The organism is Pedobacter namyangjuensis (genome assembly GCF_003313325.1).
GTDB lineage: Bacteria > Bacteroidota > Bacteroidia > Sphingobacteriales > Sphingobacteriaceae > Pedobacter > Pedobacter namyangjuensis.
The window spans coordinates 136,798-160,580 of sequence record NZ_QMHQ01000002.1; the positions used below are offsets into that span (position 1 = coordinate 136,798).

The window sequence follows — 23,783 nt, forward strand, 5'->3', positions numbered from 1 at the left end:
TAGTTTTTACCCCTTAAGCCAAGAGCCATGAAAAAATTTGTTTACATCGTAACCGACAGAAACCGTACTAGTTTACATGTAGGAATGAGTGCCGATCTAATTAAAACATTGGATTTTTATAAGCAGATGCCTAACTTATTTTTTGATAGTGGACAACAGCTTACACGTTTAGTTTATTTTGAAGAATTTAAAACAGAAGCGCAAGCTTTAAATCGTTTTAAGGTGGTAAGCAGGTTTACACGTTTGCAGAAGGAAAGGGTAGTGCGTTCTTGCAATCCAGATTGGATTGATTTAACTATTGGTTTGGACTTCGAAAATATTATTATGCACCAAAAGTTAAACACTCAGGTGGCGTTGCCATTAAGCATTTTATCTTAAGATTATATTCTACATAAAAAAAGCGCTAATCAAATTAGCGCTTTTTTTATAGTCATTATTTGTTTACCAGCCGGGTGCAAAGTTTAAGCCAAATACACCTTTGCCTCCCAAGTCTTTACGTTGAAAAGGTATGGCGTAATATGGTTCTAAAATAAGTGCTCCAAAAAGATTTACCCTTAATGAAATACCTAAACTCACTGCCGGAACTCGTTCGTTTGTAGTTGCGGTAGTAACAGGAGCACCCTGATCATCTAAAATTGGGTTGCCTTGATTGTCCAACACATTTACAATTTGATAAGTTGGTTGCCCGCTAAATTTAACTTTAGAGTTTTCATTCCAAGCTAAACCTGCATCAACAAATAAATTCAAATCTGATATTAAGAATCTCGAAGGAATTTGAGCTAATTTTTTAGGTCCAGTAAACGGCAATCTCACTTCGAAATTAAAAACGGCAATTTTACTTCCTGATAACTGGTTAATATCAAATCCGCCTTGGTTTTGGCTTCTGTACAAAGAATTTGCTTCGTATCCTCTAATAAAATAAGGATAACCTACAAATAGTGGATAAAGGTTTTCGCCTTCTTTGCCTAATCTTAAATAATTATAACTTCTAACAGCAAAGGTAATAGGTTTAAGTCTCCAGTATTTTCTTAGATCTACATTTACTCCAGTAAAACTGAAATCTCCAAAATACTGTTCGGCACCAACTCTATATCTAAAGCCATCTAAAGGGCCTGTTAAACCATTGATACTGTTATCGCCAACAAAAGAGGCGCTGGTTTGCATTAACGTAAATGAATTTAAAGGCACTCCAAACTCATTCGATGCCTGGCTCAACGGAATTTTTGATCTATCAGAACCAACATAGAACCCGTCGTAGGTGTAATAATTACTCATCCTATCAATTCTGTAGCTATATCTAGATAAAGCACCACCAGCTTCGAAACGATGAACTTTGCTAAACGGTAGCGATCCGAAAACTTGAACCTGATCTTCAAATGTTCTAATCAGATTGGTACGATCGTTAATTACTTCAACAGGTGTACCGTTGTTATCAATCTGATCTTGAACAATTTCTCTAAAACCGGTTACATAAGGGATATGGGAGATTCCTGCTCCCCAGCTGATTCTGTTTTTCTGGTTAACGTAGCCAACCATTCCACCAAAATCATAAATTTCTCCATTTACAGCTAAGTTTGCAACTATCTGGTTTCTACCTAAAATATCGCTAAAAATACCCATTATACCACCTTGCATGCCGGTACCAAATCTGCTTGTAGAAACGCCAACACCACTGTTCGCAAGGTAATCTAGTTTGAATTGTGGTCTGTAAGCAACTGTTTTCATCGAGTCAACAGATGTTTTTTCGAAGCGATTAAAATTACCTAAGTTAGAATTTACAATGTTTACGCCAACGTTTTCAACTGGAGGCAAAATTGCCGCGTCGAAGTTTACATCTGTTGCGCTAACTGTTTTAGATTTGAAGTTGCTTAGTGATGAGTTGTATAAAGTATAGCGTTGGTAACGATAATAACTATAAATAATATCATCGTTCCTAGAAACGGTAATTGCTGGCGAATATTCGGTTATACCGCTAATGCCAGTAAAATAATCCGTTAATTGTTTAACGCTATTATCGGTTAAGTTATACTCATATAAATTCCTAAATCCATCTCTGTTTGATAAGAAAAAGATTCGTTTACTATCGCCAGAAAATTGTGCATTTAAGTTGTTTGCTCCAACAAATACTGGAATATCACTTAACGTTTTGGTTTGTCTATCATACAGCGTTAAGTTTATAGGGTTTACTGCAGTTAAGTTACCGCTTACATCCGCAACTCTCTCAGAAGAGAAAACTATTTTTTTCCCATCAGGCGAAAAATTTGGAGCATAGTCAGAGTATTCGTCATTGGTAATTTGCGTAATTGCCTTTGTATCCAAATTATAAGAGAAGATGTCACTTTGCCCTTCTACCATACCACTAAATGCAATTTCTTTTCCATCTGGCGACCATGTTAAATTGCTAAACTGCTCAACTTTATCCATCCCGGTTCTTAAAACCGTACTTCCATTATCTACATTTATAATAAGTAGTTGATTTCGGCCCTTACTAAAAATACTAAATGCAAATTGTTTACTATCTGGCGACCAGGTTCCTGCGGATTCTAAAAAGTTGAAGTCGTCTATATGAGAATTGGATACCTGACTTGAAAGTTTACGGATGATCTTTCCGGTCTTTGCGTCGGCTAAAAATAAATCTATCCCGAAAAGATCTTTCTCTGATAAAAAGGCAAGATATTTTCCATCAGGACTAACTGCTGGCGCCACATTCATATTGCCCGCATTTTTATTATCAATGATTTTAGTTCCTGAAATTTTAATCTGAGAACTATCTGCTTTTAAAAGTGGGCGATAGTGTTGTTCAATGGAGTTTTTCCATAAACCAGATAACGTCTTATCATCATAACCAAAAGTGTATTTTATGCCATTTTCATAACCAAACCTAGCGGTAGCCTTAAATAGTGGAACTATAGTCGTATCGCCATATAAAGAACCTACAAAAGTCCAAAAAGCCTGTCCGTATCTGTAAGGGAAATATTTATTTGAATTAGTCAAATCTTTTAAAGAAGGAATATCGCGATTAAGCAAAGCATCACGCATCCACATGGAAGTAAATGCATCTTTTTTGCCGACAGAAAGATATTCGGCCATACCTTCAACCATCCATAATGGTGTATTACCAACGTTCTCCAACGGAATTGAATCCTTCTCTAATAACATGTGATACTGGAAAGCGTGCACCAGCTCATGCCCTAACACATGTCTTGTTTGGCTATTTAAATCCAACACCGGCATAATTACCCTGTTCTTAAAAGCTTCAGTTACACCGCCCGTACCAACACTTGGGTTTGTACCCATCAATGCTGTTGTCTGTTGAAAATCTGGATGATTGTTATACAGAATGATTGGATTTTTCCTTAAGAAAGTATCACGAAAAACTTCTTGGTGCATTTTGTACCAAGTTTCTGCATCCTGTGCAAACTTTTTAAGTAATTTTTCGTTTTTTATATAATAGTAAATTTCAAAATGAGGCGTCTGCATCACCTTAAAATCTGCTTTTTTATATCTTACTACATTTTGCCCGAAAAATTGTGCTTTCGTGTTAAAAGCAAATGCAAAAAGTAAAAATAAAATAAGTAGGGATTTTCTGTAAAGGGTAAATTTTATATTCATGTTACGAATGATAAGAATTTATATGTTGATCTACGGAATTGTTTAATGTTTAGTTTTTAGCGTTTAGTTACCGCCATTTTTCTTTTTCTCTTTTTCTTCCTGGCGTTCTTTTCTGCGTTGCTCACGCTCTTCCTTTTTAGTTAGCGGAACTACAGGTGGCGTAGTTTGTTTTGCGGGAGTTTCTGCAGCTTTTTTCTCTTCAACCTTTTGTATTTCGCCTTCCGTTTTAACAGGTGCTTGTACGTCAATAATTGGCTCGTCGATACCTGCAGAGTCCAAATCCAAGCTGTCTACAACAGTTGTGTCTATTCTCGGTCGAGGAGTAGGGCAGTTGTAAGTTCGCGTAATTTCTACTTTAGCTTTAGGGAAGGCTCCGTAAGTATAACCACTGTTTGGATCTTTGTAAACCTTCTCCATAAATTTTGCAAAAATAGGAAGCGCTGTTCTAGAACCTTCACCTGTTTCGCCATTTCTAAAGTGAGCTGTTCTTTCATCGCAGCCAACCCAAACACCGGTTACCAAATCTTTTGTAATGCCCATGTACCAGGCATCAACGTAATCAGAAGAAGTGCCTGTTTTTCCACCAATCTGGTTTCCTTTTTTAAACAAATCCCATTCCCATAATGCTTGAGATGTTCCTCCAGGTTCTTCCATGCCCCCTCTAAACATATATAACATTAACCAAGCAATTTCTTCACTTAGTGCACGTTTTGTTTTTGCGGTAAATTCTTCAATAATGTTATTATTGTTGTCGGTAATTTTTTCTACTAAAATAGGATCAGTTCTCATACCTTCATTTAAAAAGGTGCTATAAGCCTTTACCATTTCAAAAACGGTAACATCATTTGAGCCCAAACTAACAGATGGTACAGATTCTAGATGGCTATCAATACCGCATTCGTGCGCCCATTTAACCACATTGTCCCATCCAACTTTTTCTGTAACCTGTGCCGTAACGGTATTAACCGATTTTCCCATTGCCCAACGTAAAGACATTTCTTGGTAACTGTAACTCCAGTCGGCATTTTTAGGCTCCCAATATTCTGTTTTACCTTTATTTTGATACGCAATTTTAACAGGTTTGTCTGTAAATTTATCGCAGGGGCTCATTCCGCTTTCCAAAGCCGCTAAATAGGCAAATGGTTTAAAAGTTGATCCGGCTTGTCTTTTAGCCTGATTTACGTGATCGTATTTAAAAAATTTATGGTCTATACCGCCAACCCAAACTTTAATTTTGCCTGTTTTAGGCTCCATCGTCATCATGCCGGTATTCATAATTTTTCCGTAATAACGGATAGAATCCATTGTGCTAAATAATGTATCCGTATCACCTTTATAAGTAAAAATGGTCATCTTCTTTTTCTTATTGAAATAAGCATCAATAGAATCTACATTGTTGTTGTATTTTTTTGCCAATAATTTATAAATCGGTAAACCTTTTTTGGCACGTTCCGGATAATCAACTTTTTTTCGTTCTGAATCTTCCCAAGGATCTTCATTGCCCCAAACACTATAGAACCTGCGCTGTATAACTTTCATTTGATCTTTAACCGCTTCTTCGGCATAACCTTGCAGTTTAGAATCAATTGTGGTGTAGATTTTTAAACCATCTTCGTAAAGATCGTAGTTATTGTCTTCGCACCATTTTTCTAGATACTTATCAACCGCCGCACGTAGATAAGAGTCGCCACTTGTAGCATCAACCATTTTACCTTCCTTAAGTTGTATCGGTTGTTTTGTTAGTAGCGCCAAACTATCCTTACTTAGGTAATCGTATTTGTTCATTTGGCTCAAAACTGTATTTCTACGTTGTAAAGCGCCGTCAGGATTTTTAGTAGGGTTATAAAGATTGGTTCCTTTTAACATTCCTACTAGAAGTGCTGCTTCGGTAATACTCAAATCTTTAGATTCTTTATCAAAATAAACTCTTGCAGCGGTTTTTATACCATAAGCATTATTACCAAACGATACTGTATTTAGGTACATAGTAATAATGTCGTTTTTTTCGTAATTGCTCTCAAGTTTTAAGGCGGTCATCCATTCTTTCAGTTTCGAAACTAATGTTCTAACCAAAGGGATATGTTTTACTAAACCAGAAGATTTGCTGTATCTGGTACGATAAAGATTTTTTGCCAATTGTTGCGTAATTGTACTTGCACCCCCTTCTTTACCCAAGCCAACAACGGCTCTGCCTACTGCTAAAGCATCTATCCCCGAGTGCTTATAAAAGCGAACATCTTCGGTTGCTACTAAAGAGTGAATAACGTTTGGAGAAATTTCTGCGTAAACAGCTGGCGTTCTATTTTCTTTAAAATACCTGCCGATTAATTTGCCGTCGGCAGTATAAAGTTCTGAGCCAACTTGTTGAGCAGGTTTTTTTATGTCGGCATAACTTGGCGAATAACCAAACAGCCATAAAAAGTTAAGTTGTAAAGCGCAAAAGAATACTATAACAAAAAATAGAAAGATTGAAATATATCGGATGAACTTATTCTTTATTTCTTTGAACATGCTATAAAGATGGAAAAAAACGTGAAATATTACCTGTTAAAATGTGTTAAAATCGGACGTAAAAAAGCAATTGCATACTTTAAAACACAATAAAATTAATAATCCGAATACAAATTAACGTAATTAATTCGCGTAAATTTCAGCTAATTATAAAATATTAACCAGTTCATATTTTTATCAACTATTGCAAGGTGTAAAACAGCCTTTAAATAATATTGTTTAGACTATGGCTGTTAGAAAAGCTATTTAATTTTCAATTATATTTAGGGAAATTTAGACTATGAAAACCAATACAAAAAAATATCAGGTTACCGCCGGAAAAAAGTTTAAACTTAAAAATTTCGACACCTCTTACAATGGCCATTTAGATAAAGAGAGTGGTAAGCTCGAGCTTGAAAAAGTTAAAGAAGAACTATCTGCACATCAAGAATCGCTTTACGCATCAAATACCTATTCGCTTTTAGTAATTTTTCAGGCTATGGATGCAGCAGGTAAGGATAGCGCAATTGCTCATGTTATGTCTGGCTTAAACCCTCAGGGTTGCCAAGTTTACAGTTTTAAAACTCCAAATAGCGAGGAATATGAACATGATTTTTTATGGAGGCACTATAAAGCTTTACCAGAACGAGGTAGGATAGGAATACATAATCGATCGCATTACGAAAATGTATTGGTTTGTAAGGTGCATCCAGAATATGTATTAAGTGAAAATATTCCGGGGTATAGTGATGTAAAGAAAATTGACAAAAAGTTTTGGGACACACGTTATGAAAGTATTCGAAATTTCGAAAAACATCTTATAGCCAATGGAACCAAAATTGTTAAAATATTTCTTCACGTTGGTAAGGATGAACAAAAGCAAAGATTTTTAGATAGGATAGAAGAGCCAAGTAAAAATTGGAAGTTCTCTGCCGGCGATTTAAAAGAAAGAGCACTTTGGGATAAATATATGAAAGCCTACGAAGAGACCATACAGGAAACAGCAACAGAAGATGCGCCTTGGTATGTAATTCCGGCAGATAAAAAATGGTATGCCAGATTAGCAATTAGTCAGATTGTAGACGATGCTTTAGCGGATATGAAATTGAAATTTCCGGTGTTGCCAGATGAAGAATTAAAACAGTTGGAAAGTTTGAAGCAACAATTGTTGAACGAGAAATAGAAAATTAGGATTATGGAGGCTGTTATTTGTTTCCATAATCCATTTTCATTTTGCTTAAATCTGCTGGATTAACCTTTTTTCGACTTAGCTCGTATTCGTAAATTTCTTTACCAATGTTTTTCATAAAGGGATAGCAAACGGTTTCATATTCATATTTGCCATCGTTGTAAATACCATCTTCATTACTTTGCACAACAGCCGTTAAAAAAAACTCAACCTTATTTTTGAAATCTACGAAATAGGCATTGTCTATTATAAAACCGTAGCTATCTCCATACTTATTAAATATTCTAATTTCTTTATCCAAAATCGCATTCTTTTCTCGACCGTAGAAAATCATTTTAGCATAAGTAGGCCAAAACTCCTTTTCATCATATTTTGGGTAATCGCTTTCGGTAGGTAACTTGCTCATATAAGTGTAAATGAGTCTGTAATCTTCGGCTGTTAAGTTAAAACGCTCATTTTTATTATAAGCTTCCGGACTAATAAGTCGCTTCATCATCGAATGCTGATCGGTAATGCTGAAGACATTTTTGTTTTCGAAGCTATAAGGTTTGTTTACCAATTCGTCTTTACTATCCATATAACCTTTGCCAACAAATAGGTTGGTTAAATCGAGTGGATATTCTTTGTCATCGTATTGCGCTGCTTGGCTATAAATTAATTTATCGCCATCGTAAAACGATATTGGGTTGGTATGTTTAGAAGCTTCGCCACCATCGCCTATGGCTAAACGATTTAAAATTCTGCTTTCGTTCATTCCATATTTTTTAAGCTTCGCATTAATTTCTGCTCTGCCAATAAATTCAAATAACCTATTAAAAGCGTCATTATCACTGGTTAGCAAAATCTTTTTTACATAATGAGCAATAGAGGGCTTTCCATTTTCCGAAGTTGCGTCCTTAAAAACCTTAGTTTGTCCCTTAAAATTGCTGTCGGTTACCATTGTAAGATTAACGTTAAGTCCTTTTTGGCTAAGCTCATTCACTTTTTCTACTGCAAAAATAACTCCAGCTAATTTCACCGTACTTGCAGGGTAAAAATATCGCTTTGCGTTAAGGTTGTAGGTAAATGTTTTAAAAGAAGGTTTGTTTTTTTTATCTCTGTTAACCTGCGTGTACATTAACTGGATCTCGTTTTTTGTAGGGTGGTTTAAGACTTTTCCAAAAAGATCAGGTTTAGCTTCCATTAGTTTTTGTAAAAAAGTAGTATCGGTTTTTTGGGCCATAACAGAACAGTTGCCAAATAATAAAAATAATAAAATATAACGCATAGCGATGAATTTATACGCTAATATAAAGGATTATTGAGCTAGCTGAAACAAAGTTGATGACGATTTGATTTTAGCGCTAATTTGCATACATTTGCGACGCTTTTGGTTCTCGATGAAAGTTGAGATTAAAAGGGAATACAGTGAGAATCTGTAACTGTCCCGCAGCTGTAAGCTCTGTAATTGGTTTTCTATTCACCGCCACTGTTTAAGTTTAAAACGGGAAGGCCTGAAAACTTGGAGCAAGTCAGAAGACCTGCCTTTAGCATTATAATTTCATAGCTTTCGGGGATTGAAGCTAGGAGTGTAAGCTTGTTTGTAATTACATGCTCCTTAATTTCTGTTTGCTGTGGGTTTTAACTCACAACAAAAATGTATAAAAACAAAAATGCTCATTTTGGCTTTTTTTGTTCGTTTATGGCATGCTTATGCCCGTTGGTTTTGTCTGCACAAACAGATACCATCAAAATCGAACAATTAAAAGAGGTTCAAATAAAGGCTAATAGGTTATTACAATTGCAGTCGTCGGCCACGCCGGTACAGCTGTTGTTTGGCAATGAACTAAAGCGTATGAACAGTCTTTCTGTTGCCGATGCCATACGTTATTTTTCTGGCGTACAAATTAAAGATTACGGCGGTATAGGCGGGCTGAAAACTATTAATGTGCGCAGTATGGGCAGTAACCATACCGCTGTGTTTTATGATGGCGTTCAGTTAGGCAATGCGCAAAATGGACAAATAGATCTAGGTAGATATTCTTTAGACAATATTGAAGAAATTTCACTTTACAGCGGGCAAAAGAACGATTTGTTGATGCCTGCCAGGGGATTCGCTTCTGCCAGTTCGTTATATTTAAAAACCCCTTTTCCAAAGTTCGAAGTCGGAAAATCGCGTAATGTTCGCTTAAGTTTAAAAGCAGGTTCGTTCGGTTTGTTGAATCCGGCTTTTAATTTCGATCAGAAAATCGGAAAACTTGCCCTGAATATAAATGCCGAGTTGACAAATGCTAATGGTAAATATAAATATCGTTATACAAACAGCGTTTACGATACAACTGTTGTTAGGCATAATGCTGATATTTTTTCTAAAAGGGTAGAAGGTGCTTTGTACGGAGTTACCGCGGACAGTAGCAAATGGCATGTTAAAATTTACAATTACAATAGCGAGCGTGGTATTCCGGGAGCAATTGTTGCCAATAAGTACGATTTTACGCAACGACAATGGGATGATAATTTTTTCGTACAATCATCTTTTCAAAGCAGAACCGATAAAAAATATCAAATATTAGCAAATATAAAATATGCTTACGATTATACCAGATACTTAGATCCGGACCGTGTTTCGTTAGCTGGGCCGCTGAATAATAAATACACGCAACAAGAATGGTATTTTTCATTAGCACAAGAGTACAGTTTAACTAATTTCTGGAATGTCTCTCTTTCCACCGATTATATAAGACAAGGTTTAGATGCCAACTTGTACGATTTTGCCTATCCTACTAGGCAAACTGGCTTAGTTGCAATGGTTTCTAAATTGCACTGGCCAAAATTTAATGTACAAGCTAACGTACTGGCAACATTTGTAAACGATGAGGTAGAAAGCAATATCCCGGCAGGAAACAAAGCCGAATATACCCCTACCGTTATGGCTTCTTGGAAACCATTTAGCGAAGCTGATTTTAGGGTTAGAGCGTTTTACAAATCTATTTTTAGGATGCCGACATTTAACGACTTGTATTACACGTTTATTGGTAACAGTAATCTCGATCCTGAATATACTAATCAATACAACCTTGGCTTAACGTATTCTAAAACCATTCAAAATAAAAATTTAGTCAGTTTTTCTGTTCAAACGGACGGATATTTTAATAAGGTTAGAAACAAAATTGTGGCGGTGCCAACGCTAACGCTTTTTAGATGGACGATGCTGAATTTGGACAAAGTTGAAATAAAAGGCTTCGAGACCAATATCCAAACAGTTTGGCGTTTTGGTGAGGTTAATGCCCAAGCAAAATTGAATTACACTTATGAGCAAGCCTTGGATAAAACGCCAACCGGTTTTTCTTACAATATGCAAATACCGTACATTCCATTGCACAGCGGTTCATTAACCTTGGCGGGAGATTACAAGAGTTTTGGCTTAAATTATAGCTATATCTACACTGGCGAACGCTATAGTCAAAAAGCCAATATTCCTGTAAATTATGTAAAACCTTGGTACACGCACGACCTCTCTTTACAGTATGCTTTTAAGCAGGCAAAGGTTAATTATCGCCTTGCGACAGAGATAAACAATCTTTTTAACCAATACTATGATGTAGTGCTAAACTACCCAATGCCAGGAAGAAATTTTAGAATAACATTGATTGCAAACTTTAACTAATATAAAATGAACAAATTAAAAAAATCTGCAAAACTATTGCTGTTAGTAGGCCTCACTAGCATTTTGTGGTCATGCCGTAAAGACGATGGAATTGTACCGGAAGAGCAAGAACAATTGCCAGGGCAAACAATAACGGCTGTAAACGGACTTTACGTCTTAAATGAAGGGAACTGGGGTGCTGGTAGGGCCTCTTTAGACTACTACGATTACGCTTCTGGCATCTATAGAAGAAATATCCACGGTCAAATAAACCCGGATGCAACTTTAGGTTTAGGTGATGTTGGAAACGATATCAAAATTTACGGTTCTAAAATGTACATTGTAGTTAACGGATCTAACAAAGTTGAAATATTAAATGTTAAAACCGCCCAAAAAATAGGCGAAGTTGACCTAACAAACTGTCGTTATGTAACATTCCATAAAAACAAAGCTTATGTAACTGCTTACGAGGGTGTTGTTGCGGTTATTGATACTGCAAGTTTAAAATTAGAGACTAAAATTAATGTGGGCCAGCAACCCGAAGAGATGGCGGTAATAGGCGAGAAGCTTTATGTTGCGAACTCTGGCGGTTACAATGCACCAAATTACGAGCGTACTATTTCTGTTATTGATTTAGCTACAAACAGAGAAATCAAAAAGATAGATGTAGGTATAAATTTACATCGATTAAGGGTTGATCAATATGGAGATATTTATGTAACCTCTAGAGGAGATTACGGCGCTGTTAAATCTGCAATTTATGTTGTTGATTCGAAAACGGAAACAGTTAAGAAAAAGCTGGATATAGAAGTTAGCAACTTTGTTATAGACAAGGATTTTGCATACGTAATTAGCACGGCGTGGAGTAATGCTACGCAATCTGAAACAATTTCTTACGGGAAGATAAACGTTAAAGATGAAACTATTTTATCTGGCGGGTTTATTACAGACGGTACACAGGCCGATATTACGAAACCTTATGGGATAGCAGTAGATCCATTATCATCAGATATTTATGTAACCGATGCTAGAGACTACGTTACACCTGGCACGCTTAATTGTTACGACAAAACTGGCAAGCGAAAATTTTCTGTAACTACCGGTGATATACCTGCTCACCTTGTTTTTTATACCAAATAATAATTACACAAATAACAAATATCAAATGAAGATCAAAAATTACCTTTTAATTGCGTTGCTTTCTACAACAGTATTAATTTCTTGTGAAAAAGAAAAAGCTGAACAACCTCCAGTTCCAATTCTATCTAGAACCTTTGTAGATATTACGGCCAAGTTAAATGAGAAAGAAGTCTTTTCTGTAAGCAAACTAGATGACAAAACTTTTCAAAGCGAATGGAAATTGGATGGTAAAGTTGTAAGTACAGCAGACAGCTATGAATTTACAGGCGTAACAGCTGGAACTTATACTTTAGTTTACACTGCAACAAACGGTGCAGGAAGTTTTAGTTATACTTATAAAATTAATATTCCGGTTCCTGTAGTAGGTACTAAGCCAACAAGTAGCAAATATATCAGCAAAGTTTTCGAATATGCTCCAGCTCCAGGTCAGCACATTAACATGGCCAATTTAGGTTCTCCTGAGCAGGCACAGAAGTTAGTTGGTAGCATTTCTAATATGGTTTCTTTAGGCGGTTTTGGTGGTTACATCATTTTTGGTTTCGACCATTCTGTTGTTAATCAAACTGGTGCCGATTTAGCTATTTATGGTAATCCGCTTGCGCCGCCAAGTGCGTTTGCAGAACCGGGGATTGTAATGGTTAGTCAAGATAAAAACGGTAATGGTTTGCCAGATGATGAGTGGTTTGAATTGGCTGGAAGCGAATATTCAAAATCAACAACTATAAAAAATTACGAAATTACCTATACAAATCCTAAAGCGGCTGCCAGTGTAGCATGGACAGATAACCAAGGTAATAGTGGATTTGTAAACAATAGCGGAAAGCGAGTTAATTTTTATCCACTTTTTGCGGCCAATCAGGATAAAATTACTTTTAAAGGTACCTTGCTTCCATCTACTTTAAGCGCTACTGGTTTAGTTACAAATGGAGCATTTGATTGGGGCTATGCAGATAGTTATTCGGCCGGTGATGATTATAAAACCAAACAATACAATAGCTTCGATATTTCTTGGGCTGTAGATGCAACAGGAAAAAAAGTTACGCTTAATACAGTAGACTTTATTAAAGTTTACACTGCGCAAAACGTAAACGCTAGTTTCTTAGGAGAGATTTCTACAGATGTAAAAGGTGCAGCTGACTTAAATATTAAGTAGAATTTTTTAAAAACTTAATGCTGGATATAGTTTTTCCAAAGTATTAGTTTTTTTATAACTTTGTCAACACTATCTCTTAAAAAGATTGATAATCAAATAAAATGGAAAATAAATCGAATAACAGAACTTTAGTACTATTACTTTTTATGGTGTTAATCATTGGCTTAAGGGTAGTAGCTCCATTATCTCCAGACTTTAAGTTAATTGCTAACTTTTCTGGCATAGGTGCTGTAGCTTTATTCGGCGGTGCTTACTTTAAAGACCGTTTCAGTGCATTTTTATTTCCGGTTTTAGTTCTTTTTTTAAGCGATTTAGGCCTTGTTTTAACTATGGGTAAGGATTATGGTTTTTACCAAGGATGGTATTATACCTACATCGCATTTGTATTAATGGTAGTTGTAGGCAAATTAATGCTTGCAAAGGTTAACGTACAAAACGTAATCGGTGCCGGTATTGCTGCGGTTTTTATACACTGGATAGTTTCTGATTTTGGCGTGTGGTTGGGCTCTACTTTTTACCCTCAAACCTTTGCTGGTTTTTGGGCTTGTTTGGTAGCGGCAATTCCGTTTGAACTTAAGTTTTTATACGGCACATTAGGTTATTCTGCCTTAATGTTTGGCGTATTCGAAGCATTAAAAGTTAAATACCCAACTTTAAATTATCAAAAAGCTATTCATTCTTAAATTAAAGAAACGAATATAATCAAACCCTTCTGTTTAGTTACAGAAGGGTTTTTTGTTTATTTTAGCTCTATGAAAAAGCGATTGGTAGTTTTAACAGGTGCTGGCATTAGCGCAGAGAGTGGCCTAAAAACCTTTAGAGGAGCCGACGGTTTGTGGGAAGGATACAATATTATGGACGTTGCTACGCCAGAGGCTTGGTCAAAAGATCCTGTTCTGGTGCAACAGTTTTATAACGAGCGACGTGCTCAGGTTTTAAAAGCTGAACCGAACGACGCTCATCGTCAACTGGTTGCTTTAGAGGAATATTTTGATGTACATATAATAACGCAAAATATAGATGACCTTCATGAAAGGGCCGGTTCTACAAAAATTACTCATTTGCATGGTGTTATCACTTATGGGCAATCTTCAAAAGATTCGAACCTCATATATAAACTAAACACCAACGAGATAAAAATGGGGCAGTTATGTGAACTAGGTTCGCAACTGCGTCCGCACGTTGTTTGGTTTGGTGAGCCTGTACCTATGATTGAAAACGCGGCAACCATTTGCGAGCAGGCAGATGTTTTTATGGTTGTCGGCACTTCGCTTGCGGTTTATCCGGCAGCAGGACTTATAGATTTTGTTCCTTCAGAAGTTAGCAAATATATCATTGATCCAATAATTCCTCCTGTAAGAAATTACAAAAACCTAATAAAGGTAGAAGCATCAGCTACAGATGGAATTGAAAAAATTTTTAAAGAATTAATAGCTGATGCATAGTTTAATTCCCGTGGTTGTCAGCTGGAGTGGTGGCAAAGATAGTATGTTGGCACTCCATCGCATATTGCAAGAGAATAAATACGATGTGCGGTACTTGCTAACCACTGTAAACAAGAAATTTGGTCGGGTTTCAATGCATGGTGTTAGGACTAGTTTGCTATCAGAACAAGCCGATTCTCTAGATATTCCATTAAAAACACTTGAAATGCCGGAATTGCCTACAATTGGAGCTTATGAAGCAACGCTAAACAATGCTTTAATGCAATTTAAATTAGAAGGTATAAGTCACATTGTTTTTGGAGATATTTTTTTAGAGGATTTAAAGCAATATCGGGAAACTCAGGTTGCCCAGCTGGGTATGTCTGCTGTATTTCCACTTTGGGGTTCGCAGAGCGAAGCTTTGATAGCTGAATTTATAGATTTAGGGTATGAAACTATCGTTGTGTGTTCGCAAGATGGTTTGCAAGAATTTTGCGGTCGAGTGATAGATCGGTCTTTTGTATCGTCATTGCCTGACAGAATTGATCCTTGTGGAGAGAACGGAGAATTTCACACGTATGTGTTCAATGGCCCGATGTTGAAAAGTAAAATCAATTTTGAAATTGGCGAAAGGGTTTTTAAAACTTTTCCTAATCCAAATCAATCTAAAAAAGACATAGGTTACTGGTACATAGATTTAATATGATTGCTAAAAAAAAACATTTGGATTTTTTTTCAATAAGAAAAAAGTCGTATATTGGTATGACAAATTGTTTGAATCATGAAAACAATAAATTATCAATATCCCGAACGCAATTCTATGCAAATTGCTTCAGAGCCAGAAGTGTTATATTTAACCGGCAAAAAACTAAATGAATTTTCAATGGCTAGTTTCGAAGAACTTAGCAGAAAACTTTCTTTTAGTCAAGCAGAATGGGCTGACATTTTGCATATCAGTGATAGAACCTTACAGCGCTACATTAAAGATGGCAAACCTTTCGAAGGGTTATATGCTGAGCATCTTTATCAATTAGAGAATTTAGCTGTTATGGCTTCGGAGGTTTTTTCATCCCCAGAAACCCTTAAAAATTGGTTGATATCTTCTAAAAATGTTTTGGGTGCTAATCTTGATTTTAATACTTTGAAATCTTTTTGGGGTGTAAAACTTATTGCTACTGAGCTTGGTCGTATTGCTCATGGAGTTTATATATGATACTCTATCGTTTATGCGACAAAAAGTACGTTGATGATTTGACCGGTATAGGTGCTAAATTATTTGGAGGTAGGTGGAATGAAGTGGATACGCCTTGTATTTATACTAGTCAGCATTTGTCTTTGGCGTTTTTAGAAAAGTTTGTGCATGCCAATGCTAAAGAGAATATGTTAAATGTAGCTGTGCTAGAGATAGAAATTCCTGATGATGAAGAAGTTGTTATAAAAGTTGATGCTGGAAAACTTGACTCTCGATGGAAAAACGATATTTCTTATACGCAGTGGCTTGGAACACAAATTTTAAATGACTCTTCAGTTTTGGCTTTTTCAGTTCCATCTGTTCTTATTCCTCAAGAGCGAAATTTTATTATCAATCCGAATTCAATTCAAATGGACAAGCTTAAGATTAAAAGCGCCGTAGATTTTAAAACTGATTACAGGTATCTACAGCGCTTAATGTAATTTTTATTTCTTGTAGAACAATTTACTTAAGTTTGGTTTAATTCCAACCGAAATTGGAACGGTAGCGAAACTGCGGTTTTGGATCTTGGTAAACCCATGCATATATCCAGCTTCTATAAAAAGGTTTGCACCGCCTATATTATATTCAGTTCCTGCTCCGGCTTCAATCATTCCCATACCGATACTTTTATTGTCGAGCTCTGCAATCTGAGTTCCGTTGTTTACAGTTATCCTTGGTGTAAGTACCATCCCGCCACCACCACCGGCAAATCCGTAAAAAGCAAATTTTCCAGAAATTTTTCGGTAGCCGAGCGCAACGTTTAACAAATAAGTGGTTGCTCTAGATTTTTGCAAGGCGTAATTATAGCCATTATCTGGAGCAAGTTCATTCATAGAAAATGCGTGTAAACTAACTTTAGGATATAAGAATAATCCACTATTTCCTAAACCTAAATTTAATCCTAATGAAGTAGAGAATTTGGGTTTCAAATAGTCTGCGGTTTCGCCTACCGGAAAAGCAAAACCAATTCCACTCATGGTGTAAAGTTTGTCGGGGCGTTGTGTGTTTTGTGCGAAATTTTTCTGAGTGCTAGCAATCATAATTGCGACAAAGAATAGGGGGGCTAAATACTTTTTCATATATAGTTGTTGATCGATTTTTAGCAACAACATACGGAGAGAAGTTTTTGTTTTCGCCAGTGCCTGAATGCAATTTTTTTAGCTAATATTGAAGTGTTTAATAAAGTTGTTGTTTTTTCACGAAAATAAAATAAAATAGCCAAACCTCTCATAAATTTGGCTATTTAAATAAACAAAATATTATTCTTTATCAATATTTAGTCGTCTGTATTTCAATACTTTGTTTTTATTAACATTAAGTTTTAGTTTTTTTAAATTGTACTTTTAAGATGTTATTGATCGTGAAATACAGAATTAAATTTTGTTTACTTATTTAAGTTGTTTACTTACAGTTTTTTATGTTTGTTATATACAGTTTTACTGATGTCTTTTATAAGTAGACGAGAAATCCGTTCTCATCGTTTTAAATCTTTCGATTACACTGGCAACAAACTCTTCGTCTAATAATTCAAATACTTCATTAGCTCCACCTCCTGTTAAGTCTAGCTCTGATAGTTTGTAGCTTTGCTCGAACTGACCTTGCTCAAACTTGATAATGTATTTTTGGTTCATGCTAAACAAGGTAACCTTGCATTCTGGTAATGGTAATTCTGCTATAATTCTCATATTATTTAAATGAAAATCGCCATTGAAAATTAACTTAACAATGGCGATTAGGTTCGAAATATTTTAAAGTTTAACGCCCATTTCTTTTAGTAGAAAATCGGCCTTGTCAATTTTTGAAGCAACCCATAAAACGTAACGAATATCTACCCCGATAGATCGGCTGTAGCTTTCATTCCAGGCATAGTCGTTTATGGTGGCTCCATAAGCACGATCAAAGTTAACGCCGATAAGTTCTCCGTTTGCGTTCATAATTGGCGAACCTGAGTTTCCTCCAGTTGTGTCCATATTGTATAAGAATGATACAGGAACATCATTTAAGTCCTTCTTTGCAAAAGGACCAAAATCCTTCGCTTCCCAAAGTGTTTTAATTTCGTTTGGATAAGCAAATTCAGGTTTTCCAGATGCGCCTTTTTCTAAAATTCCTTTAATGCTGGTGTATGGAGCCATATATGTTGCATCTGCAGGCGAGTAACCTCTAACATGGCCGTAAGTTAATCGAAGTGTGCTATTGGCATCAGGTATAAAGCCTTTCTTTAAAAACTTTTCTTTAACATTTACGTAATCACCCATCAGTTTGTTTAACACGCCATCACGTCTATCTTTCTCAGGCTTTAAATCTGCAATTTGTTTCGCAATGCCTTTCTCGAATTCTAAAATCGCATCGTTATAATCATTAATAGATTTGCTTGATTTTAATAATGTGCTGAATACGTAGTTTTGGTCTTTAAGTTTACTCAGTCCAAAAGAATCGTTAATAAAGTCATTAATCATGGTTTCATTGTTCGAACCCTTGCTGGTAATTTTGTCAACGGCACTAACACGTTGTATCGTGTTAAACGCAGATGCATCACTTAGCATTTTCTTTAAAATTTTTCTATCTACATCAATATCGTACGATTCGTAAATGCCATTTAAAGACTGTTTTAGTTTAGAAACATTCTCGTTAAAAAATGACTCCTTTTGAGCATTTGGCTGGCTAGAAAGCGCAGTTTTGAACGCGTTTATCTGTTTAGAAACGTTTAACAAACTAGTTGAGGTGTAGATCTGGGTTAACCATAAATCGCGGTTTGCGTCCCCGTTTATTTGCTTATAAAGTTGATCTATGTTGCTCATCAAACTTCCGTATTGAGCTTTTACTTCCGTGTTGCCGTTAATAAACTCGGCTAATGCAGCGTCTTCTTGTTTTTTCTGCGCAACAAGGTCTATCGCTTTTAAGCCTTGTAATTTGCCTCTGTAGTTTTTCATTACATTGGCATTTCTCTTAATTCGGGTTGCAAGCTTAAGTTCGGTGGTTTTATCTTTTTTGCCAGCGTTTTCCATCGTTGCGTTCTGGAAGTCGTACAAGTCTGAGGTGTAAGGAAGTACGAATTCTTGCTGGTAGGCTATAAATTGCGCAGGACGATGACGGAACGTTCTTCCCGGATAACCTAAAATGAATACAAAATCTTCTTCATTTGTTCCCGCAGGATTTACTTTCAAGAATTTTTTAGGCGTGTAAGGGATGTTGTCCTTTGAGTATTTTGCAGGTTTACCATCCTTTCCAACGTAAGCTCTCATAAACGAGTAATCTCCCGTGTGACGAGGCCAAACCCAGTTGTCGGTTTCGCCACCATATTCTCCAACCTTACGATTTGGGATATATACTAACCTAACGTCTTGTATGGTTTTGTATTTAAATAAAACGTAGCTCTTTCCGATAAACATTTCAGATACTTCGGCTTTAATGCTTGGATCGTTTTTTTCAGCCTCCAATGCAATGTTTTTCATGGCATTGTTTATCAATTGAAGTCTTGTTGCGGGATCATCAATTTGCGCAACTGCACCTAATACCTTATCCGAAACATCTTCATAACTATCAGTAATTCGACAGGTTAAGCCTTTGGCTTCAATTTCTTCTTCATTTGATTTTGCTACAAATCCATTGTTTAGATAATCTTTTTCTGGCGTACTAGCTAATTGTACGGCGCTAAACGCACAATGGTGGTTGGTAATGATTAAGCCTTCGTTAGATACGAATGATCCTGTACACCCGCCAACATTTACCAAAGCATCAACTAAACTAATTCCATTTGGGTTATAAACTTCGTTTTGATCAATTTTCAGCCCTGCTTTTTTTAAATCCACTTTGTGTATTTCGCTCAGTGGAAACATTCCTTCCTCAGGTGTTTTATAGGCATACTGCGCTAATCCACCACAAAGCAGTAAAGTGATTAATAAGGTTTTCTTGTTCATATTGTTGTGTATTATACTCGTAAAATTCAAATCTAGTCATTTTGTTCAAAGCAAGTACAGTATGTTGAATAGTCTTCTAAATGTTAATATGTCTTGCAGTAATTTAAAATATCGTTCCATTGCTTAGATTTGTATAAATTCATTTTTATTTATTATGGCTGAAGATTTAAGTATTTCTAGGATAGGTACAAAAGAGGAGCAATACGAATCGCTGATTCCTCAGATAGAGGCGTTGCTTTATGGTGAGACAGATTTAATAGCAAATTTAGCTAACATTTGTGCGGCCCTGAAGGAACAATTTGGTTGGTTTTGGGTTGGTTTCTACTTGGTTAAAAATGATGAATTGGTGTTAGGACCCTTTCAAGGCCCTGTTGCTTGTACGCGTATTAAAAAAGGCAAGGGGGTTTGTGGTGCATCGTGGCAACAGGAACAGATCTTAATCGTTCCGAATGTCGATGAATTTCCTGGTCATATTGCTTGCGCATCAGCTTCAAAATCTGAAATTGTATTACCACTTTACAAGGCAAATGAAATTATCGGAGTCTTAGATGTAGATAGTGAATATCTTTCTCATTTTGATGAAGTTGATGAACTTTATTTAAAGAAAATTATTAGCTTTTTAAATGCCTAAATTAAGCCAATCTTTTTATCAGCAAAGCGATGTCTTGAATTTGGCAAAACAATTATTGGGTAAGCAGTTATTTACTTTGATTGATGGTGTTTTGACAGGCGGCGTTATAGTAGAAACAGAGGCATATAATGGAATAATTGATAAAGCGTCTCACGCTTACAATGGCAGATATACGCCGAGAACAGCTACAATGTATCAATCTGGTGGCGTTTCTTATGTTTACCTGTGCTACGGAATTCATTATTTGTTTAATGTTGTTACTGGCGGTGAGGGAATACCACAGGCTGTTTTAATTCGGGGGATTGAGCCTGTTGTAGGTATAGAGGAAATGATGCTAAGAAGAGGGATGGATAGGTTCGCAAATAGAATAACTGCTGGGCCAGGAGCGCTCTCAAAGGCATTAGGTATAACTAAAGAACTGAATGCAAAAGATTTAATAGGTGATGAAATTTGGATTGAGAATAGTGCAATTTCTTTTAAGGAAGGTGAAATTATAGCTTCTCCGAGGGTTGGTGTAGATTATGCTGGGGATCACGCTCTTTTACCTTGGCGATTTTATGTTAAAGGGAATAAATTTGTTAGCAAGCCAAATTCTTAATTCTATGCTTTCTGGATTTACTGGCAAACCTTTCATTACATCAGGTGTTTTATAACAAAATCATCTGATATGAAAAATGAAAAAAACATAGCCATACTAAAGGAAATCGCTGAGAAGGTTAGAATTTGTATGTTGAATACAATTGATAGCAAAGGGAGTTTTAGTAGCAGACCCATGGGGACTGCAAAAATAGAGGAGGATGGGAGTATTTGGTTTTTTACTAATGAGTATTCGTTAAAATCGAAAGAAATATCAAAAGATAATGACGTTAATTTGGGATATAGCGATCCTTCTAGTAATACATATTTATATGTTAATGGGAAAGCGGAATTAGTTGATGACCAAGCTCGTAAGGAAGCATATTTTTCGCCTTTTGTAAAAGCATGGTTTCCCGATGGTGCTAGCGATCCGAATTTGATTTTAATAAAAGTTACACCAGACGTTGCTGAGTATTGGGACGCTAGTTCTAGTAAAATGGTGGTTGTTTTTAATATGCTAAAAGCAATTGTTACTGGAAGTACACCGGATTTGGGAGAACATGAAAAGTTGAAATTTTAAATAGGATAAATGTTTTAAAAATAAAGTCTAGCCAAATGGTTAGGCTTTTTTTTGTTATAATTGGTGTATGAATTTTGAGAATAATTTAGCCTATGCGCAGGCTTTAGATTCAAACGATCCGCTTCGGGAATTGCGTGAAGAATATTTATTTCCCAAGCAAAATGGGAAACCATTTATCTACCTATGTGGTAATTCTTTAGGATTGCAACCTAAAGTTGCAAAAGAGGTTCTGAACAATCAGTTATCTAATTGGGAAAACCTGGCGGTTGAAGGTTGGTTTGAAGGAGAATCTCCATGGATGTTTTACCACAAAGAACTTAAAAAACTCATGGCACCAATTGTTGGAGCTAGCCCCGAAGAGGTTTGCCCAATGAATACGCTCACGGTTAACCTGCATTTATTGATGGTTAGCTTCTATAAGCCAACAGCCAAAAAGTTTAAAATCATAATGGAAAGTGGAGCATTTCCATCAGACCAATATGCTATCGAAAGTCAGGTTCGTTTTCGTGGTTTTAATCCTGCTGATGCAATTATCGAAGTAAAGCCACGTGAAGGTGAATACACGTTACGGACAGAGGATATTGTAAACAGTATAGTGGAAAACGGCGATGAAATTGCTTTAGTGCTTTTTGGAGGGATAAATTATTTTACCGGTCAATGGTTTGATATGCCTGCAATTACTAAAGCTGGCCACAGTATTGGAGCGGTAGTTGGCTTTGATTTGGCACACGCTGCGGGTAATGTTCCTGTTCAGTTGCACGATTGGGATATAGATTTCGCCTGCTGGTGCTCTTATAAATACCAAAACGCTGGCCCAGGTGGTATAGGTGGGATTTTTGTGCACCAAAAGCATTTCTCAGATAGCTCTTTAAATCGCTTTGCGGGATGGTGGGGTTACAAAGAAAAGGAGAGATTTAAGATGGAAAAGGGTTTTATTCCTGAGCTCGGTGCAGATGGTTGGCAAGTGAGTTGTACGCAAGTAATGCCAATGGCGCTTTATCATGCCTCGTTGAAATTATTTAAAAAAGCAGGTTTCATGACGGCATTAAGAAATAAAAGTATTACGTTAACTGAATACCTTTTTTATGTTATAGATCAAGTTAATATAAAATTAGGTAAAGAACAATACAAGATTATTACCCCGAGAAATGAAAACGATCGAGGCGCTCAAGTTTCTATTATCGCCAAAGAAAACGGAAAACAGATATTTGATGCACTAGTGGCTGAAAACATATTAGGAGATTGGCGAGAACCTAACGTTATTCGTTTAAGTCCGGTACCTATGTACAACAGTTTTGAAGATGTTTTCAGAACCGGCAAATTATTGTTAAATCTTAGCAAAGCTGAAAAATGATAAATTATAACCCTAAAGAATGGGTACACTTTATATTTCATATTCATAAGGCAGATACGTTTAGAAAGTTGTGGCCGTTGATGATAAGCGTTGCCGTGTTTTCCGCAGGAGTTGCTTATCTGGAGCTAAATTACCTTAAATTGGCCGAAACAACCTATATCAAAAATGTGGGCATGATGCACAATTTATTAGGTTTTGTAATTTCTATGCTATTGGTCTTTAGAACTAATACATCTTACGATAGATGGTGGGAAGGAAGACGTTTTTTAGGCGGATTAGTGAATGTAAGTCGCAATTTTGCCATAAAATTAAAAGCGTCTAATCTTAGTCAAGATGATATTGAATTTTTCAAATACGGAATTCCAAAATATGCTTTTGCCTTAAAAGAGCATTTGCGAGAAAAGCAGTATTTCGGTAAAGACAGCTTTTTAATTGAAGTTGATGGCGGTAAACATATCCCAAACCAGATTGCTGGTAGTCTTTTCAGCAGGCTTTATACTTTGCAGGCAGAAGGTAAAATAACGCAGGAACAGCTTATCACGTTAAGTAATGATGCTAATCAGTTTACTGATATATGTGGAGGTTGTGAGCGAATAAAAAATACTCCCATTCCATATTCTTATAGTGCTTTCATAAAGAAGTTTATCTTCATTTATGTTCTTACGTTGCCAATAGGATGGGTTTTTAGTTTAGGCTATTTTGTAGTGCCAATTGTTCCTTTTATATTATACGTGCTAGCCAGTTTAGAATTGATTGCAGAAGAGATTGAGAATCCCTTTGGAGAAGACGCAAATGATTTGCCAGTAGATCAGATTTGCAATAACATAGAGAAGCACGTGAGAGAAATTTTGGGCTAAT

The 23,783-nt window shown here is 36.2% G+C and carries 21 protein-coding genes and 1 riboswitch; of the genes, 15 read left to right on the top strand and 6 right to left on the bottom strand.

The window, feature by feature from the left end; translation table 11 throughout:
- Positions 1-27: 27 nt before the first annotated feature.
- A complete protein-coding gene (locus tag DUT69_RS07745; RefSeq protein WP_113652668.1) occupies positions 28-378 on the top strand; it encodes a GIY-YIG nuclease family protein in 351 nt (116 codons plus the stop codon).
- Between the two features lie 63 nt (positions 379-441).
- Here DUT69_RS07745 and DUT69_RS07750 read toward each other — a convergent pair whose 3' ends face one another.
- The gene (locus DUT69_RS07750) at positions 442-3,612 is read right to left on the bottom strand and encodes a basic secretory protein-like protein (RefSeq protein ID WP_113652669.1); all 3,171 of its coding nucleotides are present in this window, start codon (positions 3,610-3,612) and stop codon (positions 442-444) included.
- 63 nt (positions 3,613-3,675) lie between these two features.
- Positions 3,676-6,123 carry a transglycosylase domain-containing protein gene (locus tag DUT69_RS07755; protein ID WP_113652670.1) on the bottom strand — a complete coding sequence of 816 codons (2,448 nt, stop codon included), beginning with the start codon at positions 6,121-6,123 and terminating at the stop codon, positions 3,676-3,678.
- 280 nt (positions 6,124-6,403) lie between these two features.
- Between DUT69_RS07755 and DUT69_RS07760 the strand changes: the two genes are divergently transcribed.
- Complete coding sequence (locus DUT69_RS07760) at positions 6,404-7,285, top strand: polyphosphate kinase 2 family protein (RefSeq protein WP_113652671.1); 882 nt, start codon at positions 6,404-6,406, stop codon at positions 7,283-7,285.
- 22 nt (positions 7,286-7,307) lie between these two features.
- On the opposite strand, the gene DUT69_RS07765 is transcribed toward DUT69_RS07760, so the two are convergent.
- Positions 7,308-8,558 (bottom strand): serine hydrolase, encoded by a 1,251-nt coding sequence (locus tag DUT69_RS07765; RefSeq protein WP_240186679.1) that lies wholly within the window; start codon positions 8,556-8,558, stop codon positions 7,308-7,310.
- A gap of 86 nt (positions 8,559-8,644) precedes the next feature.
- Positions 8,645-8,833: riboswitch (cobalamin riboswitch) on the top strand.
- A 94-nt stretch (positions 8,834-8,927) separates the two neighbouring features.
- On the opposite strand from DUT69_RS07765, the gene DUT69_RS07770 reads away from it, so the two are divergent.
- The 8 genes from DUT69_RS07770 (at position 8,928) to DUT69_RS07805 (ending at position 16,307) form a co-directional block, all read left to right on the top strand.
- Positions 8,928-10,937, top strand: coding sequence for a TonB-dependent receptor plug domain-containing protein (locus tag DUT69_RS07770; protein ID WP_113652672.1), 2,010 nt, complete (start codon positions 8,928-8,930; stop codon positions 10,935-10,937).
- A 6-nt stretch (positions 10,938-10,943) separates the two neighbouring features.
- A complete protein-coding gene (locus DUT69_RS07775; RefSeq protein WP_113652673.1) occupies positions 10,944-12,056 on the top strand; it encodes a YncE family protein in 1,113 nt (370 codons plus the stop codon).
- A gap of 25 nt (positions 12,057-12,081) precedes the next feature.
- A complete protein-coding gene (locus DUT69_RS07780; RefSeq protein ID WP_113653432.1) occupies positions 12,082-13,209 on the top strand; it encodes a PKD domain-containing protein in 1,128 nt (375 codons plus the stop codon).
- A gap of 101 nt (positions 13,210-13,310) precedes the next feature.
- On the top strand, positions 13,311-13,892 hold the full coding sequence (locus DUT69_RS07785) for a DUF6580 family putative transport protein (RefSeq protein WP_113652674.1): 582 nt from the start codon (positions 13,311-13,313) through the stop codon (positions 13,890-13,892).
- A gap of 69 nt (positions 13,893-13,961) precedes the next feature.
- Entirely contained in the window at positions 13,962-14,654 is a 693-nt protein-coding gene (locus tag DUT69_RS07790) for an SIR2 family NAD-dependent protein deacylase (RefSeq protein WP_113652675.1), read from the top strand.
- The gene (locus DUT69_RS07795) at positions 14,647-15,339 is read left to right on the top strand and encodes a Dph6-related ATP pyrophosphatase (RefSeq protein ID WP_113652676.1); all 693 of its coding nucleotides are present in this window, start codon (positions 14,647-14,649) and stop codon (positions 15,337-15,339) included. Before DUT69_RS07790 ends, DUT69_RS07795 begins: the two co-directional genes overlap by 8 nt.
- A gap of 75 nt (positions 15,340-15,414) precedes the next feature.
- The gene (locus DUT69_RS07800) at positions 15,415-15,846 is read left to right on the top strand and encodes an antitoxin Xre-like helix-turn-helix domain-containing protein (protein ID WP_113652677.1); all 432 of its coding nucleotides are present in this window, start codon (positions 15,415-15,417) and stop codon (positions 15,844-15,846) included.
- Positions 15,843-16,307, top strand: coding sequence for an RES family NAD+ phosphorylase (locus DUT69_RS07805; protein WP_113652678.1), 465 nt, complete (start codon positions 15,843-15,845; stop codon positions 16,305-16,307). The genes DUT69_RS07800 and DUT69_RS07805 overlap by 4 nt, the downstream gene beginning before the upstream one ends.
- 3 nt (positions 16,308-16,310) lie before the next feature.
- On the opposite strand, the gene DUT69_RS07810 is transcribed toward DUT69_RS07805, so the two are convergent.
- The 3 genes from DUT69_RS07810 to DUT69_RS07820 form a co-directional block, all read right to left on the bottom strand.
- Complete coding sequence (locus tag DUT69_RS07810; protein ID WP_162796214.1) at positions 16,311-16,946, bottom strand: hypothetical protein; 636 nt, start codon at positions 16,944-16,946, stop codon at positions 16,311-16,313.
- Positions 16,947-17,303: 357 nt separating this feature from the next.
- Positions 17,304-17,552: a hypothetical protein gene (locus DUT69_RS07815; protein WP_113652680.1), complete on the bottom strand. Its 249-nt coding sequence runs from the start codon at positions 17,550-17,552 to the stop codon at positions 17,304-17,306.
- Between the two features lie 63 nt (positions 17,553-17,615).
- Positions 17,616-19,784 carry a S46 family peptidase gene (locus tag DUT69_RS07820; protein WP_113652681.1) on the bottom strand — a complete coding sequence of 723 codons (2,169 nt, stop codon included), beginning with the start codon at positions 19,782-19,784 and terminating at the stop codon, positions 17,616-17,618.
- Positions 19,785-19,938: 154 nt separating this feature from the next.
- Here DUT69_RS07820 and DUT69_RS07825 point away from each other — a divergent pair, with 154 nt between their 5' ends.
- From DUT69_RS07825 to DUT69_RS07845, 5 genes are all read left to right on the top strand, one after another.
- Positions 19,939-20,415, top strand: coding sequence for a GAF domain-containing protein (locus DUT69_RS07825; protein ID WP_113652682.1), 477 nt, complete (start codon positions 19,939-19,941; stop codon positions 20,413-20,415).
- Positions 20,408-21,013: a DNA-3-methyladenine glycosylase gene (locus tag DUT69_RS07830; RefSeq protein ID WP_113652683.1), complete on the top strand. Its 606-nt coding sequence runs from the start codon at positions 20,408-20,410 to the stop codon at positions 21,011-21,013. The genes DUT69_RS07825 and DUT69_RS07830 overlap by 8 nt, the downstream gene beginning before the upstream one ends.
- A 69-nt stretch (positions 21,014-21,082) precedes the next feature.
- Positions 21,083-21,571, top strand: a complete 489-nt coding sequence (locus DUT69_RS07835) for a pyridoxamine 5'-phosphate oxidase family protein (protein WP_113652684.1) — start codon at positions 21,083-21,085, stop codon at positions 21,569-21,571.
- 67 nt (positions 21,572-21,638) lie between these two features.
- Positions 21,639-22,925, top strand: a complete 1,287-nt coding sequence (gene kynU / locus DUT69_RS07840) for a kynureninase (protein WP_113652685.1) — start codon at positions 21,639-21,641, stop codon at positions 22,923-22,925.
- Positions 22,922-23,782 (top strand): bestrophin family protein, encoded by an 861-nt coding sequence (locus DUT69_RS07845; protein ID WP_113652686.1) that lies wholly within the window; start codon positions 22,922-22,924, stop codon positions 23,780-23,782. The genes kynU and DUT69_RS07845 overlap by 4 nt, the downstream gene beginning before the upstream one ends.
- The last annotated feature ends 1 nt before the right edge of the window (position 23,783 follow it).